Below are 15884 nucleotides of genomic sequence, written 5' to 3'. Positions count from 1 at the left end.
ACCGGTTCAGGCCGCGCCCTCACCCAGGTATCTGACCCACGCGGGGTCGAGTTCCTTGACGCTGGACAGCAGTCGCCAGTGCTGTCCCTTGGGCGGCAGCGGCGTGGTGTGCAGCGACCAGCCCAGCTCGCTGAGCAGTTTGTCCGCTTTACGGTGGTTGCACGCCGAACACGCCGCGACGCAGTTCTCCCAGGAATGGGCGCCGCCGCGACTGCGCGGGACGACGTGGTCCACGGTGTCGGCCTTGGCACCGCAGTACGCGCAGCGGAACCGGTCGCGGTGCATCAGCGCCGCCCGGGTCATCGGGATCCGCGCCCGGTAGGGCACCCGCACGAACGTGCGCAGCCGGATCACCGTCGGCGCGGTGATCGACCGGCTGGCCGAGTGGATCACCGGGCCGACCGGATCGTCGTGGACGACATCGGCCTTACCGCACATCAACATGATCACGGCCCGCCGCAGCGGCAGCGCGGTCAGCGGTTCATAGGTCGAGTTCAGCAGCAGCACCCTGCGGCGACCCCAGATCGAGGACTCCGGTACGACGACGGTGTGGACCTCCCCCGCGGGGGTCACGCTGTGCAATGTGCGCGAGGCAGTCGCAGACGGCGACCCGGGTGAGGCCACCGCGGCCCGGTGATTCCGGTGGCCGCGTCCGTTCTTGCGCTGCGCCATACGTCCTCCGTCCGACAGTCCACCACGGATTACCCCGGATCGCACGGCAATTCCCGTCGTGTTCGCTGGTCAGTCGGTGAACATCCGGTGACCGGAGCCGCGCGTGGGGCCCACCGGCCGGGATGGACCACAATGGATTCGATGGACGCGCAGAGCAAGCAGCAGTCGTTCTACGACGCGGTCGGTGGGCACGCCACGTTCAACACCATCGTGTCCCGGTTCTACGAGCTCGTCCGCGAGGACGAGATCCTGCGGCCGCTGTATCCCGAGGACGACCTCGACGGCGCCGAGGAGCGTCTCCGCATGTTCCTGGAGCAGTACTGGGGCGGCCCGCGCACCTACTCCGAGCAGCGCGGGCATCCCCGGCTGCGGATGCGGCACGCCCCGTTCCGGGTCGGGTACCTCGAGCGTGACGCCTGGCTGCGGTGCATGCACACCGCGGTCGCCGAGATCGACTCGCAGACGCTCGACGACGCGCACCGCCAGGAGCTGATCAACTACCTGGAGATGGCGGCGCAGTCGATGGTCAACTCACCGTTCTGAGGGCTGAGGCACCCTCGCGGCGCCTCAGCGCAGCACGATCGCCGGGTCGCCGCGGCGGCGGTACACGCTGCCGAACCGTGCGTCGACGCGCAGCCAGGTCGGTGTCACGCGCACCCGCACCACCTCGTCGGGGCTCACCCCCTCGGGGTCGAACCGGTCCCGCGACGGCGCCTGCGGCAAGAAGTCCATCGCGGTCAGCGCCAGCACGCACCGCATCGGGATGCCGACACCGTCGTCGGCCGACGCGACGCTGAGCACTTCCTGATCCAGCAGCGACGCGGGCGGTCCGTGGGCGCCGGAATGCTCCTTGGCCAGACTTGCGCCACGCTGCGCGAGACCGAGCACCGCGCGGGCCGGCACGTCGTCGAGGTGGACGAACCCGGCGTCGGGCGGCAGCACGCCGCGCCAGGCCGAATCCATCGCGAAGCCGGGGTCGACGTGGCCGTCGGGTGCCATCGCCCGCAGGTTGGGCAGCAGCGCGTCGGCGCCGGCGGACAGGTCGGCCGGGGCGAGCCTGCCCGCGACCACGCGGCCGGCGAGCACGTCGAACCCGGTGGCAACCCAGGCCACGACCATCCCGTTCGGACGCGCACGCAGCCGGATCACCGCCGCGTCGTCGAGGCGCAGCGCCCGTTCGACGAAGGTCGCGAGGTCGTCGCGGTGGGCGGCCCGGTTGTCGGGGCCGAGCCACAGTCCGCGTTCGGTCACCGCAGCCAGCGCTGCAGGTACTCGCGCTGCGCCTCGGTCAGCCGTTGCAGCCGCTGCTCCTCGATGTGCACCGCGGCCAGCTGGGTTTCGGCGAGGACGGCCGGCTTGGAGTCGGCCGGGGCGCCGACGGAGCGCACCTCGTAGCCGATCGTGAAGTCGACCGCCCGGACCCGCTTGGAGAACATCGTGACCTGCAGCGGGGAGTCGACGAGCCGCAACTGCGCCTTGTAGGAGATGTTCACCTCGGCGATCAACAGCCCGATCGTGGTGATCGTGTCGCCGAACGGCTCCAGCAGAAACGGGATCCGGGCCTCCTCCAGGATGGTCACCATCGTGGCGTGATTGATGTGCTGGTACATGTCGATGTCCGACCACCGCACATGCACCGGTGCCGTGAAGCCGTGAGTGCTCACCCGCTGGATCCCGTTCCGCTCGTCCTGGTCATGCTGCGAATCTGGCGCGCCGCCACCGACAGCGTCGCGAGGTCGTGCTCACCGCTCTCGTACAGCTCGGTCAGCGTGCGCCGCGCGCGGTGGATCCGGGAGCTGTTGGTCATCTCCCATTCCGCGATCTTCTCGACGCCGTTCTCGTCGGGCTCCCCGACCGCGAGCACATCGAAGCACAACGCCCGCAGCGAACCGTAGATATCGTCACGAATCGCCAAGCGCGCCAACGAATGCCAGCGGTCGTTGCGGGACAGCCGGGACACCGCGGTGAGCAGCCCGTCGGTGCCCAGGTGGTCCATCAGCGCGAAGTACGCATCGGCGACCTCGGCGGGATCGCGGTCGACGATGTCGGCGATGTCGATCACGTCGAGCAGGCTGAACTGGTACAGGCCCGTGGCGACCATGTAGGCCAGGTCGTCGGGCACCCCTTGGGCGCTGAACTCACCGGCCTCCTTCTCGACGATCGCCTTGTCGTCGCCGCGCAGCCACTCCGGCATCCGCGGGGTCAGCGCGGCCACCTTCGCGGCGAAACGGTTGATCTCGGCGCCGACGGCCAGCGGCTGCGGCCGGTAGTTGAGCAGCCAGCGGCTGGCCCGGTCGATCAGGCGGCGCAGGTCCAGCGTCATCCTGTCGGTCACCGCGACGGAGACACCGTTGGCGCCCGCCTCGCGGATCTGGCGCCACACCCGGCCGAACCCGAAGATCGCATCGCCGGCGGCGAAGCTGCGCACCGCGTCGATCGGGGCCACACCGACGTCCTCGGTGACGCGGTAGGCGAACGAGATCCCCGCGGTGTCGACGACGTCGTTGACGAGCATCGTGGTGACGATCTCGCGGCGCAGTTGATGCGCCCGGATCTCGGGCCCGAACGTGTCCCGCAGCGTGGTCGGGAAGTAGACGGGCAGCCGCGACGCGAAGACCTCCTGGTCCGGCAGCTCACCGGCGAGCAGGTCGTCCTTGAGCGCCAGCTTCACGTGCGCCATCAGCGTCGCCAACTCCGGTGACGTCAGACCGATCCCGGCGTCGGTGCGCCGGACGATCTCCTTCTCCGACGGCAGCGCCTCCAGTTCCCGGTTGAGCCCGCGGTTCTCGACGAAATCCTTGATCATCCGGGCGTGCACGTTGAGCAGGCTGGCCGCATTGGCCCGGCTGGTGCCCATCAGGTCGTTCTGACTCTCGTTGTCCGCCAACACCAGTCGACCGACCTCGTCGGTCATCGACAGCAGCAGCTCGGTGCGGTCGGCGGCGTCGACCTTGCCGGATGTGACCAGCGAGTCGATCAGGATCTTGATGTTGACCTCGTGATCCGAGCAGTCCACACCCGCGGAATTGTCCATCGCGTCGGTGTTGATCCGGCCGCCGCACAGATCGAACTCGGTACGCCCCAGGGACGTCACCCCGAGGTTGCCGCCCTCGCCGATCACCTTGGCCCGCACCTGGTTTCCGTTCACCCGGACCGGATCGTTGGCACGGTCGCCGACGTCGGCGTCGGCCTCGGACTCGGACTTGATGTAGGTCCCGATGCCGCCGTTCCACAGCAGGTCGGCGGGTGCCTTCAGGATCGCCTTCATCAGCGCGGGCGGCGTCACCTCGGTGACGTCGTCGTCGAGCCCGAGCGCGGCGCGCGCCTGCTCGCTGACCGGGATCGACTTCTGCTCACGGCTGTACACCCCGCCGCCGGCGCTGATCAGGGACTTGTCGTAGTCGTCCCAGCTGGACCGCGGCAGTTCGAACAGCCGCCTGCGCTCGGCGAACGAGGCCGCGGCGTCGGGGTCCGGGTCGATGAAGATGTGCCGGTGGTCGAACGCGGCGAGCAACCGGATGTGTTCGGAGAGCAGCATTCCGTTGCCGAACACGTCGCCGCTCATGTCGCCGACGCCGACGACGGTGAAGTCCTCGGACTGGGTGTCGATGCCCATCTCGCGGAAATGCCGCTTGACCGACTCCCACGCACCCCTGGCGGTGATCCCCATCGCCTTGTGGTCGTAGCCGACCGACCCGCCGGAGGCGAACGCGTCGCCGAGCCAGAAACCGTAGGACTTCGCGACGTCGTTGGCGATGTCGGAGAACGTCGCGGTGCCCTTGTCGGCGGCCACCACCAGGTACGCGTCGTCGCCGTCGCGGCGCACCACGTCGGCCGGGGTGAGCACCTCACCGGTGATCTTGTCGACGTTGTCGGTGATGTCGAGCAGCCCCGCGATGAACAGCCGGTAGCACGCCACGCCCTCTTCCCGGGTCGCGTCGCGGTCGGCGGCCGGATCGCCGGTGGCGGCCGGGGGCCGCTTGACGACGAAGCCGCCCTTGGCGCCGACCGGGACGATCACGGCGTTCTTGACCGCCTGCGCCTTGACCAGGCCGAGGATCTCGGTGCGGAAGTCCTCCCGCCGGTCCGACCACCGCAGCCCGCCGCGGGCCACGAAGCCGAACCGCAGATGCACGCCCTCGACGCGCGGCGAGTACACGAAGATCTCGAATTTCGGCCGCGGCAGCGGAAGTTCGTCGATCAGCTCGGGATTGAGCTTGAACGACAACACGTTTCGGGCTCGAGCCGATTCGGGCCGGGTGACGAAGTAGTTGGTGCGCAAGGTGGCCTGGATCATCGACGCGAACGCGCGCAGCACCCGGTCGGTGTCGAGGCTGACCAGCGCGTCGATATCGGCGGCGACGGCGGCCGCCGCGGTCTGGGCGTCGGTGTTGGCCCGGCCGGAATTCCCGCCCGCGCCGAACAGCGCCTCGAACAGCGCGACCAGCGACCGCGCGGTGCCGGCGTGGTCATTGAGCACCGTCTCGATATGGGACTGGCTGTAGGCGAAGCCGCCCTGCTTGAGGTATCTGGCGTACGCGCGCAGCACCGCGACCTGCTGCCAGGTCAGCCCGGCGCGCAGCACCAACTCGTTGAAGCGGTCGACCTCGGCGTGGCCGTGCCAGATCGCGGTGACGGTGTCGGCGAACCGCTGCGCGGTGGCCTCGCGCTCGGGACCCTGTGGAGCGCGCGGGATTTCGCGGTGCGGTGAGACCTTGAACTGGTAGATCCACACCGGCAGTCCGTCGGCCCGGGACACGGTGTACGGGCGCTCTTCGAGCACCACCACGCCCATCGACTGCAACATCGGCAGCAGTCTGCTCAGTGACGCGGACTGTCCGCCCAGGTACCAGGTCAGGTCCGAGACGCCGGTCTCGTCGGTCTCCTCGTTGTCGGCGAGCACCAGCTTGACCGAATCATCTTCGAGCTCTTCGATGATCGCGATGTCGGTGAGCGCCTGGACCGGGCTGACCGCCTGCTTGTACTCCTCCGGGAACGCGGCGGCGTAGTGCTCGGCGGTGCCGTGGGCGATCGGGCCGGCCGCGGACAGCGCGCCGAGCAGGCGGTCGCCCCAGGTGCGGGACGCCTCGGTGAGCAGGTCCTGAATCCGCGATTCGTTGGCGTCCGAGACGTCGATGTCCTGCTGCCGCAGCCCTTCGGGCAGGCGCACGGTGAAATGAACTACCGCCCAGGGTGATTCGCTGACGCGCGCGGCATAGTCGATGCTCACACCACCGAGCTCGCGCACCAGGATGTCCTGCATCTCCAGCCGCACCGCGGTGGTGTAGCGGTCGCGCGGCAGGTACACCAGGCACGACACGAAATGCGCGAGCCGATCGGCCCGCATGAACAGCAGCGTGCGACGGCGGGAGCCGAGGTCCACCACCGCCATCGCCATGTCCAGCAGCCCGCGGGCGCTGAGCGCGAACAGTTCCGAGCGCGGAATGGTCTGGATGATGTCGAGCAGCAGCTGCCCGGGATGACTCGGGTCGCGGTGCGCCATCGCCAGCGCGTCGTTGACGCGGCGCGACACCAGCGGGATCTCCAGCACGTTGGCGTTCATCGCGGCGACGGTGAACAACCCGACGAACCGGTGCTCGATCGCGGCGCCGTCTCCGTCGGGGGATTCCTCGCGGACGACGACGATCTGCGGGTAGGCGCCGTAGCGCAGGAAGCTCGGGATCGTGGCCTGCGCGAGCGCCAACAGCTCGTCCTTGCCGGCCAGCTGCGGCAGCACATCCTGGCGCAGCCGCAGCACACCGAGCCTGCTGGAGGTGTCGACGGTGGCCTCACCGTCGCGCACCTGGCAGCGCTGGTATCCGAGCAGCACGAAATGCCCATCGGCCAGCCAGCGCAGCAGCGCGGCGACGTCCTTACGGTCCGGGCTGGGGAACCGCTGCCCGGTGTCGCCGTCGAGTTCGGCGGCGAGGATGCGTACCGCGGCGGCCATGTCGGTGGAATCCAGCGCGACCTGGCGGGCATCGGCCAGGACTCGCGGCAACAGTTCCTCGGCCTCGGCGAGCGCGCGCCGGTCCACCGAACCGGCCAGCTGGACATGCACCCAGGTCTCGGCGACCCCGTCGCTGAACGTCGCATCGGACGCGGGCGCGATGTCGAGCAGGTCGCCGGATCCACCCCGCCGGACGCGGAACGCCGGGTTCATGATCGCGGTGTACGCGACCCCGAGCCGGTGCAACAGCACCGTCACCGAATCCATCAGCAGCGACGCGTTGTCGGTGACGACCTGCAGTGCGGGACCGAAGCCGGCGGCGTCGTCGGCCTGGTAGACCGCGACGTTGGTCGCACCGGCCAGCCGTTGGCTGCCCAGCCGGTACTGGGCCTCGACCAGAGCCTTGGTGTCGAGCCCGTCTCCGAGGCCGCGCAACGGCCCGGTGACCGCGGCCTCGGCACCGGGGGCGTCACCGTGCGGACCCCGGTAGGTCGCGAGATAAGCCGGTATCAGCCGGTCGACAACCTCGGCGTCCACCGCGCCGTCGGTGTTGTTGATCGCGCCTGACTTCAACGACATTCGCCGCTCCTGACTCCCACGTGCGCACCGGCCGTCGTTGGCTGCAACCGGCGTCGGGCTGGGTGCTTGCCCCGTCCGTCGCGCCCGGTTACCTGGTCCGCACGACGAGACTAGTCCCGAGTCAGCTTCCGGTGGGTGACCCTGTGCGGACGCGCGGCATCGGCGCCGAGTCGCTCGACCTTGTTCTCCTCATAGCCGCCGAAGTTGCCCTCGAACCAGAACCATTTCGCCGGATTACTGTCGTCGCCCTCCCATGCCAGGATGTGCGTGCAGGTGCGGTCCAGGAACCACCGGTCGTGACTGATCACCACCGCGCAGCCGGGGAAGTTCTGCAACGCGTTCTCCAGCGAGCTCAGCGTCTCCACGTCGAGGTCGTTGGTCGGCTCGTCGAGCAGGATCAGGTTGCCGCCCTCTTTGAGGGTCAGCGCCAGGTTGAGGCGGTTGCGTTCACCGCCGGAGAGCACCCCGGCCGGCTTCTGCTGATCGGGGCCCTTGAAACCGAACGCCGACACGTAGGCCCGCGACGGCATCTCGTTTTGACCGACCTCGATGTAGTCAAGTCCGTCGGAGACGACCTCCCACACCGTCTTGGTCGGGTCGATACCCGCGCGGGACTGGTCGACGTAGCTCAGCTTGACCGTCTCGCCGATCTTGACCGTGCCGCTGTCCGGCGGCTCGAGCCCGACGATGGTCTTGAACAGGGTCGTCTTGCCGACGCCGTTGGGGCCGATCACCCCGACGATGCCGTTGCGCGGCAGGGTGAACGACAGATCCTTGATCAGCAGCCTGCCGTCGAAGCCCTTGTCGAGATGCTCGACCTCGACCACGACGTTGCCCAGCCGGGGCCCGGTCGGGATCTGGATCTCCTCGAAGTCGAGCTTGCGGGTCTTCTCGGCTTCGGCGGCCATCTCCTCGTAGCGCTGCAGACGGGCCTTGCTCTTGGCCTGGCGGGCCTTGGCACCCGAACGGACCCAGTCCAGTTCGTCCTTGAGCCGCTTCTGCAGCTTGGCGTCCTTACGTCCCTGGACGGCGATGCGTTCCGCCTTCTTCTCCAGGTACGTCGAGTAGTTGCCCTCGTACGGGTAGGCGCGCCCGCGGTCGAGCTCGAGGATCCACTCCGCGACGTTGTCGAGGAAGTAGCGATCGTGGGTGACCGCCAGGATCGCGCCCTTGTACTCGGCGAGGTGCTGCTCGAGCCAGAGCACGCTCTCGGCGTCGAGGTGGTTGGTGGGCTCGTCGAGCAGCAGCAGGTCCGGCTTCGACAGCAGCAGCTTGCACAGCGCGACGCGGCGCTTTTCACCACCGGACAGATGGGTGACGGGTTCGTCGGGCGGCGGGCAGCGCAACGCGTCCATCGCCTGCTCGAGCTGGCTGTCGATGTCCCAGGCGTCTGCGGCGTCGAGCTCCTCCTGGAGCTTGCCCATCTCGTCCATCAGCTCGTCGGTGTAGTCGGTCGCCATCAGTTCGGCGACCTCGTTGTACCGATTGAGCTTGGCCTTGATGGCCACACCCTCTTCGACGTTCTCGCGGACCGTCTTGGTCTCGTCGAGCTCGGGCTCCTGCATCAGGATTCCGACCGTGGCTCCGGGGGCCAGGAACGCGTCGCCGTTGTTGGGCTGATCCAACCCGGCCATGATCCGCAAGACGCTCGACTTACCAGCCCCGTTCGGACCGACGACGCCGATCTTCGCGCCCGGAAGGAAGTTCAGCGTGACGTCGTCAAGGATGACCTTGTCGCCGTGCGCCTTGCGGACCTTCCGCATCGTGTAGATGAATTCGGCCATTGCCTTCGATGTCGCCTTTCTCGATCCCGGGGACGTTCTCCGGGATCACGTCGGACCTCCGCGATAGTCGGGGCCCATCCTAGGCGCGGCCGCATCGAAGGCGGTGGCCGCTACGCACTCAGCGGCAGCGACGCCTCGCCGGGGTCACCCGTCCCGGCGCCGGACCCCTCGGCCGCGGCTTCCTGGGCCCCGGAGTCGGACTGCGCATCGGACGGGGCATCGGCCACCGCCGGACGCGGGTGCCTGCGACTCTCGATCCGCACGATGCAGCGGGCCAGGTCCGGCCCGACCGAGGTGGCGCGGATCTCCAGAGACGAGCGCCGGTTGCCGTCACGATCCTCGTACTCGCTGGTGTAGACGTATCCGACGACGATCACCGGATCCCCCTTACCGAGCCCGGCGCCGACGCCGGTGATCAGGTTTCCCCAGCAGTTCACGGTCGCGTACAGCGAGTTCCCGGGCTCCCAGGTGCCGTCGGCGGTGCGCCGGCGGGAGTTGCTGGCGACCCGGAACTTGATCAGCTCCTGGTCCCCTACCCAGCGGCGGTCCGGTGCGGTGACGATGTTGCCGACGATGGTGATGGGTGTCTCGAACATGGCGGTGCCTTCCTCGATTTTCGGCGACGGGCCCGGCACTGCACCGGGCCCGTGATGACACCGCCATTGAGCGCTTCGGCGCCGACACGAAACGGCCGATCACACACGGAGGAACCCCGGGCTGGGGATGAAATCGGATCTGGGGAGCAACGTCACCCGACGGCGCGGGCCGGCCATCGCGTCGATGTGCTGCATCGGGGTTGCGAGGCCGGCCCGTAGTGCCACCGTAGCACAACACCTGAATATCTGAACAGCTGAAAATATGACGGGCTCAGCCGCGTTCGCGCTCCCGGCGTGCCAGTTCGGCCAGCATGTTGTTGTAGGCGGCCAGGTCGGCGTCGTCGTCGCGCTCGGCGGCGCGATCGAGGCGCTTGGCGGTCCGTTCGTCGGTGCGGCGCCACTGCACGAACAACGCGATCAGCACCACCACCAGCGGTACCTCGCCGGCCGCCCAGGCGATCCCGCCACCGACGCGCTGATCGGCCAGCAGGTCGGTGTTCCACGGCAGCTGCAGCGACCGGTAGAAGCTCTCGGCCAGCACCGACTGGGTTCCCATCAGCACCACACCGAAGAACGCGTGCAGCGGCAGCGACGCGAACACCATCCCGAGTTTGGCCAGGTGCGGTATCGGCCGCGGCGTCGGGTCGATGCCGATGACGACCCAATAGAACAGGTAGCCGCTGAGCAGGAAGTGCAAATTCATCGCGACGTGGGCGGCGTGGCTGCCCGCCGCCGCGTCGAACAGTCCGCTGAAGTACAGGCCGTAGAACCCGACGACGAACAGCGCGGTCGCGACGAACGGGTTGGTGACGAACCGTGAGTACCGCGAGTGCAGCGCCGCCAGCAGCCACTCCCGTGGCCCCGGCGGGGCGTTGCGCCCCGCCGTCGGCAGTGCCCGCAGCGCCAGGGTCACCGGGGCGCCGAGCACCAGCAGGATCGGCGCCAGCATCGACAGCATCATGTGCGCGATCATGTGGATGCTGAACATCGCGGGCATGTAGCGCCCGAACCCCGACGACGTCGCCAGCAGCAGCACCAGGCAGCCCAGCAGCCAGGCCACCACCCGCCCGGTCGGCCAGGCGTCGCCGCGGCGCCGCAACCGGCGTACGCCGGCCAGGTAGACGATGGCGAACACTATCGCCGCGGTCCCGAACACCAGGTCGAAACGCCAGTCGAAGAGCAGGCGTGCCAGCGTCGGCGGGCCGGCCAGGTCGTAGCCGATCTCGACTTCGAGGATGGACAGGTTCGGATTCACCGGCGCCGGCGGAGGCGTGCGGCCGAGGGCGACCGCGATTCCGAACGTCAGACCGAAGATCACCGCCTCGACGAGCGCGAGGCGGATCAGCGCGCCGCGGGCCTCGGGATCGGCCTGCAGTGCTGCCACTCCCCGACGCCGCTGTTGCCACCCGAGGACACCCAGCGCGATGAGCGCGGCGGCCTTGGCCAACACCAGCGCCCCGTAGGTGGTGGTCAGCAGATCCGACAGCCGGACTCGGACCAGCGCGTTGATCAGGCCGCTGATCGCCATCGCGCCGAAGCACCACAGCGCGACCGCCGAGAATCGGCGCGCGGCCAGTGCGGCGTGCTCACCGCCGCGCAGCGCGTGCGCCAGTAAGGCGAGCAGGCCGCCCGCCCAGATCGCGCCGGCGATCAGGTGGAACAACAGGCTGTTGGTGGCGATGTCGTGCGCGCCGCCGGAGGACGAATGCCCGGTCAGCACCAGCGGCAGCAACGTCACCAGCGACCCGGCGAACAGCACGGGGGTCCAGGACCAGCGCAGCACGGGGATGCTCAGCACCGTCACCAGCACCGCGAGCAGCGCGGTCCACCGCCACGCGCCGGCGATCTCGATCAGATCGGCCACCGCCCAGATGTCGGCGAAGCTCAGCCGCGACGACAACGGTTGACCGCTGACGTCCGAGACCGTCAGCGGCACCATCAGCAGCGCGCACACCGCCCAGATCCCGGACGCCGCGGTGGCCATCCGCAGTGACCGGTAGCCGCCGGCGTCGAGGACCTGGTTCTGCTGCGGCGGGACCAGGAACGCCGCGAGCAGGAACCCGCCGGTCGCGGTCACCGCGGCGATCTCCCCCGCCGCGCGGACGAACGGCAACCCGTAGGTGGTCACCGGTCCGGGATCGGGGAGACCTGTCGCCGTCAGCGCGTCGGCGAGTGAGAGCGCCGCGAGCGCGGCGGCGGTCACACCGGCGAGGACCGCGACGCCGTACAGCACGGCCCACACCGGTGCGCGGCGCGCGGCGCCGACGGGTGCGGCAGAGGTCTCGGCAGCCATACACCCCAGCGTATGACCTCGGCGAAGGCGATCTACGACACAGGGTCGTTGCGCAGTTGCCGCCGGCTGCGCTCGCGCGCGAAGAACTGCCTACGGGCGCAGCGGTCGACGGTGTTCATGTCCTTGAGGATGCCGCGCAGCTCGGTGCGGAAAGCTCGCCGCCGATCGGCCAGGTCGGCGGCGGGTTCGAGCAGATGCTGGTCCGCGGCCACCTGACGGGCCGTCGTGAACAGCAGCGCCGACACCGATTCCGTGCTCTGCACCCGGCCCTGCGCCAGGTACTGTCTGCCGAGCCCGAGCGCCTTGGCGGTCAGATCCTTCTCCGAGATCTCGGCGGGTGCGTCGATCAGCGCGTCGGCGACGATCTGGTAGGCCTCGAAGAACGGCCGCAGCAGCGGCCCGGCGATCGCGGGGCGTTTCTCGGCCAGCAGCGCGTCGATGCGCTCACCGCCCTCCTCGACGGCGCCCTCCCAGTCGGGATGCCACGACATCTCCTCGGCCACGTGCTCGCGGTAGGCGGCCGAGTCGGCGAAGTAGAACTCGAACTTGAGCAGATCCCGCAGGCGCATCACCTGGGCCCAGAACGCGTCGAGCCGGTCGGTCTCGGTGCGCGCGGCATAAGCCAGGGCCAACTCGACCAGTGAGGTCTCCAGGAACGCGTCGATCAGCGAGTTGCGGTAGAACGCGGCCTGCAGCTCGTCTTCTGGCGCGATGTTCCACACCGGGACGCGGCCGCTGTCGGTGCGGGTGACCGGATGCCCGCCCGACAACGCGTCGAGCGCGGCCTGCACGCCGTCCGGGGTGCGTAGCCGTAGCGCGCTGTTGGTCATCGGAACCTGTTTGCGCTCAAGGTAGTCCAGCGAGTCCTGCAGGGTGTGGTGCAACTGGTCGAGGGTCAGCGCGATGCCACGGGTGCTCAGCAGCAGCGCCGACACCAGGGCGGTCGCGTTGACCGGGGTGACCTGCAGAATCCGCCAGGCCACCGCGAACGCCATCTTCTGCATCGCGAGGCGTTTGGCGGCGTCGTCGGTGCTCATCGGACCGTGCGGTTCGCCGAGGTATTCGCGCATCGACACGGCCTCGGGGAAACGGACGTAGATCTTGCCGTAGTTGCGTTCGCCCTGCGCCTTGATGTAGTTCACCAGCCAGGAGAGGCCCTCGGGCGTCTTCTCCCCGCCGCGGGCATACCGCGCGTACTCGGCCGTCTCGTGCAGCTGGTCGAAGCTGATCGACACCGGCTGCAGCAGGATGTCGTCGCTGCGTCCGTCCAGGTAGGCGTCGGCGACGTAGGCGAGCAGACCGAGCTTGGGCGGCAACATCTTTCCGGTCCGCGACCGGGTGCCCTCGATCGCCCAGGACAGGTTGAACCGCTTCTCGACGATGTAGCCGACGAACTGGCGCAGTACGAACTTGTACAGCGGGTCGTCGAGTGTGCGGCGCAGGAAGATCACGCCGGAGCGGCGCATCAGCGGGCCCATGAAACCGAACGACAGGTTGATCCCGGCGAAGGTGTGCACCGGCGGCAGCCGGTTCTCCTGCATCGCGACGGGCACGATGACCCCGTCGAGGTAGGACCGGTGCGAGAACAGCAGCACCGCCGGATGCGTCTCCAAAGCCTGGCGCATCGATTCGATCTCGGCGCGGTCGTAGTCGATGTTGGGGTCGAAACCTCGGCTGAAGATGGCCCGCCCCAACGACGGGATCAGGTCGACCGAGAACCTGCTCCACCCGGTGGAGAGTTCGTCGAGCATCTCGCCGGCCTGCTCGACAGTGGCGTTCGGGATCTTCTCCAGGCCTTCGCGGAACCGCGACGAGGACAGCACCTCCGGCTTGATCAGCTGAGGGGATTTGTACTCAGGACCCAGTAGACGCAGTTCGACGCGCTCGATGGCCAGGATCGCCCGGCGGAGCACGAATCGGGCGAATTCCCTGGGGTTTTCGGCGACGGTGGTGTCCTTCCACCGTTCATGCAGCTCGGACACCTTCGCGGGTTCGCCCGCGACGACACGCGCCCGCGACGGGTCTCGTTTGAGGATGCTGTGCTGAATGGCCTTGGGCGGGCAGTAGGTGTCGCGGCCGGAGAGCAGCGCGACCACCTTGGACCGGGTGGGCAGACCGCCCGGCACCCAGAACACCCGGACCGGGACGACCGAACGGTCGTCGTCGGCTTGGAGCAGTTCGACGAGTTGTGCCAGCACCGCCGGGGGCGGATCGTCGTCGGCGGGCAGTTTGAGGACTTCGATCTTCGACTCGGGATGGGCGGTGCGCTGCGCCGCGAGCCAGTCGGCGAGCAGCGCTTCCTCGGCGGGCGACGACACCGACGCCAGCACCAGGGTGTCGCCCACCGCCGAATACGCCGCGATCTCGTCGGCGCGGAACTTCACGACCCGTCCTTGTCGTCCCCGGCGGGCTTGGCGGCCTTGGTCGCCTTGGCAGGCCCGGCGGCTTTGGCGGGCGTGGCCTTGGTCGCCTTGGCGGGCGTGGCCTTGGCCGGTGCCTTCTTCTTCGCGGGAGCCTTTCTCGCGCTTGTCTTCTTCGCCGACACCGACCGTCTGTACAGGTGCGGCAATGTCAGCTCGTCGTGCGGCCAGTCCTTGAGCGTGTCGAGGTAGAGCTGCCGGACCTCCTCGATGCGTTCCGGCAGGTTCTCCTGGGTCCAGTCGTCGACCGGAATCGGCGGGTAGACGACGACGTCGACGGTGCCGGGGTTGAAGGTGCTGGAGTCGCGGGCGGCGATCACCTCGGCGTTGCGGATGACGATCGGCACGATCGGGATGCCGACCGACATCGCGATCCGGAACGGCCCCTTCTTGAACTCGCCGACCTCGGTGGTGTCGAGCCGGGTGCCCTCCGGCGCGATCAGGATCGAAAGCCCTTTACGGGCAAGCTCTTCGACCTTCTTCAGCCCCTCGACGGCCTTCGTCGTGTCTTCTCGGTCGATGAAGGCCGCATCCAGGATCTTGCCGATGGTGCCGACGATCGGGTCGTTCTCCAGTTCCTTCTTGCCCACCGAGGTGAAGTTGTCCTTCACCAGCCGCCCGGCGATCAGCGGGTCGGCCTGGTTGCGGTGGTTGAACAGGAACACCGCCGGGCGCTGCGCGGTGAGGTTCTCCTCCCCGAGCACGTTCAGGTTGATCCCCACGGTGTCCAGGAGCGTGCGCCCGAACATCGACGTGAAGAAGTTCACGCCGGTGCGCTTGTTGCGGGTCAGAATGCCGACGCCGAGTGCGCCTGCCGCGATCGGCACCATCGATGCGATGCCGAGGGCGGTGCGCACCTGCGAGGCCGGGCTGGAACCGCTGCGGCTGCTGAACCTCAGGATCGGCCAACCGCGCTTGGCCGCGACAGCGGCCATCTTGCCCTCGGGGTTGGTGGGCCGCGGATTGCCGACGAGGTACATCAGCGCGACGTCCTCGTCACCGTCGGCGTAGAAGTAGCTCCTCGACAGGTCGACACCGTTGGCAGCGGCGAATTCCTGTACCGCGCGGGCCTTTCCGGGTCCCCAGATGATCGGTCGCGTCACCTCTCCGGTGATCAGCCCGTCCTCGTCGGTCTCGAATTTGTTGCTCAGCACGTTGCCGATGCCCAGGAAGCGGGCGACGGGCTCGACCTGGACGGTCAGCGCCGACGAGCTGAGCACGACGGTGTGGCCGCGTGCCATGTGCGCCCGCACGATCTCGCGCATCTCCGGGTAGATCCGGCCGACGATCTTCTGGACGAACAACCGCTCGGCGAGTTCGTCGATGTCGGCGACCGAATTGCCGCGCAGCATCCGCGCCCCCTTGCCGATCAGGTCCTCGAACTCGGATCGCCCGAGCTGATGGTTGAGGCCGGCCTGCACCATGCCGATGAACTCACCGACCGACATCTGCCTGCGCCGCAACCGGTCCTGGGTCATCACGACGCCGGTGAAGCCGGCCACCAGGGTGCCGTCGAGATCGAAGAACGCGCCGATCTCCGGCCCCTCGGGGCTGGCCTGGATCTCGGCGACCGAGCCGGGAAGGCGCATC

General features: G+C 68.7%; 10 protein-coding genes. 1 reads left to right on the top strand and 9 read right to left on the bottom strand.

What is annotated here, in order from left to right:
• Positions 1 to 6: 6 nt before the first annotated feature.
• Positions 7 to 672 carry an HNH endonuclease gene (locus NTM_RS16155; protein ID WP_104863447.1) on the bottom strand — a complete coding sequence of 222 codons (666 nt, stop codon included), beginning with the start codon at positions 670 to 672 and terminating at the stop codon, positions 7 to 9.
• A gap of 132 nt (positions 673 to 804) precedes the next feature.
• On the opposite strand from NTM_RS16155, the gene NTM_RS16150 reads away from it, so the two are divergent.
• On the top strand, positions 805 to 1215 hold the full coding sequence (locus NTM_RS16150) for a globin (RefSeq protein WP_104863448.1): 411 nt from the start codon (positions 805 to 807) through the stop codon (positions 1213 to 1215).
• 24 nt (positions 1216 to 1239) lie between these two features.
• Here NTM_RS16150 and NTM_RS16145 read toward each other — a convergent pair whose 3' ends face one another.
• The 8 genes from NTM_RS16145 to NTM_RS16110 form a co-directional block, all read right to left on the bottom strand.
• Positions 1240 to 1932 carry a DUF8010 domain-containing protein gene (locus NTM_RS16145; protein ID WP_104863577.1) on the bottom strand — a complete coding sequence of 231 codons (693 nt, stop codon included), beginning with the start codon at positions 1930 to 1932 and terminating at the stop codon, positions 1240 to 1242.
• Positions 1920 to 2282 carry an acyl-CoA thioesterase gene (locus NTM_RS16140; protein WP_337781408.1) on the bottom strand — a complete coding sequence of 121 codons (363 nt, stop codon included), beginning with the start codon at positions 2280 to 2282 and terminating at the stop codon, positions 1920 to 1922. The genes NTM_RS16145 and NTM_RS16140 overlap by 13 nt, the downstream gene beginning before the upstream one ends.
• A 50-nt stretch (positions 2283 to 2332) precedes the next feature.
• Entirely contained in the window at positions 2333 to 7201 is a 4869-nt protein-coding gene (locus NTM_RS16135; RefSeq protein ID WP_163766838.1) for an NAD-glutamate dehydrogenase, read from the bottom strand.
• Between the two features lie 110 nt (positions 7202 to 7311).
• Positions 7312 to 8985, bottom strand: coding sequence for an energy-dependent translational throttle protein EttA (ettA, locus tag NTM_RS16130; RefSeq protein ID WP_104863451.1), 1674 nt, complete (start codon positions 8983 to 8985; stop codon positions 7312 to 7314).
• Positions 8986 to 9095: 110 nt separating this feature from the next.
• Positions 9096 to 9581: a single-stranded DNA-binding protein gene (locus tag NTM_RS16125; RefSeq protein ID WP_104863452.1), complete on the bottom strand. Its 486-nt coding sequence runs from the start codon at positions 9579 to 9581 to the stop codon at positions 9096 to 9098.
• A gap of 271 nt (positions 9582 to 9852) precedes the next feature.
• Entirely contained in the window at positions 9853 to 11874 is a 2022-nt protein-coding gene (locus tag NTM_RS16120) for a bifunctional copper resistance protein CopD/cytochrome c oxidase assembly protein (RefSeq protein ID WP_163766837.1), read from the bottom strand.
• A 32-nt stretch (positions 11875 to 11906) separates the two neighbouring features.
• Positions 11907 to 14258, bottom strand: coding sequence for a glycerol-3-phosphate 1-O-acyltransferase (locus NTM_RS16115; RefSeq protein WP_163766836.1), 2352 nt, complete (start codon positions 14256 to 14258; stop codon positions 11907 to 11909).
• Positions 14255 to 15883 (bottom strand): HAD-IB family hydrolase/lysophospholipid acyltransferase family protein, encoded by a 1629-nt coding sequence (locus NTM_RS16110; RefSeq protein ID WP_163769511.1) that lies wholly within the window; start codon positions 15881 to 15883, stop codon positions 14255 to 14257. The genes NTM_RS16115 and NTM_RS16110 overlap by 4 nt, the downstream gene beginning before the upstream one ends.
• Position 15884: the final 1 nt, after the last annotated feature.

The organism is Mycolicibacterium parafortuitum, from assembly GCF_010725485.1.
GTDB lineage: Bacteria > Actinomycetota > Actinomycetes > Mycobacteriales > Mycobacteriaceae > Mycobacterium.
This window is presented reverse-complemented; position numbering and strand designations above follow the sequence as displayed.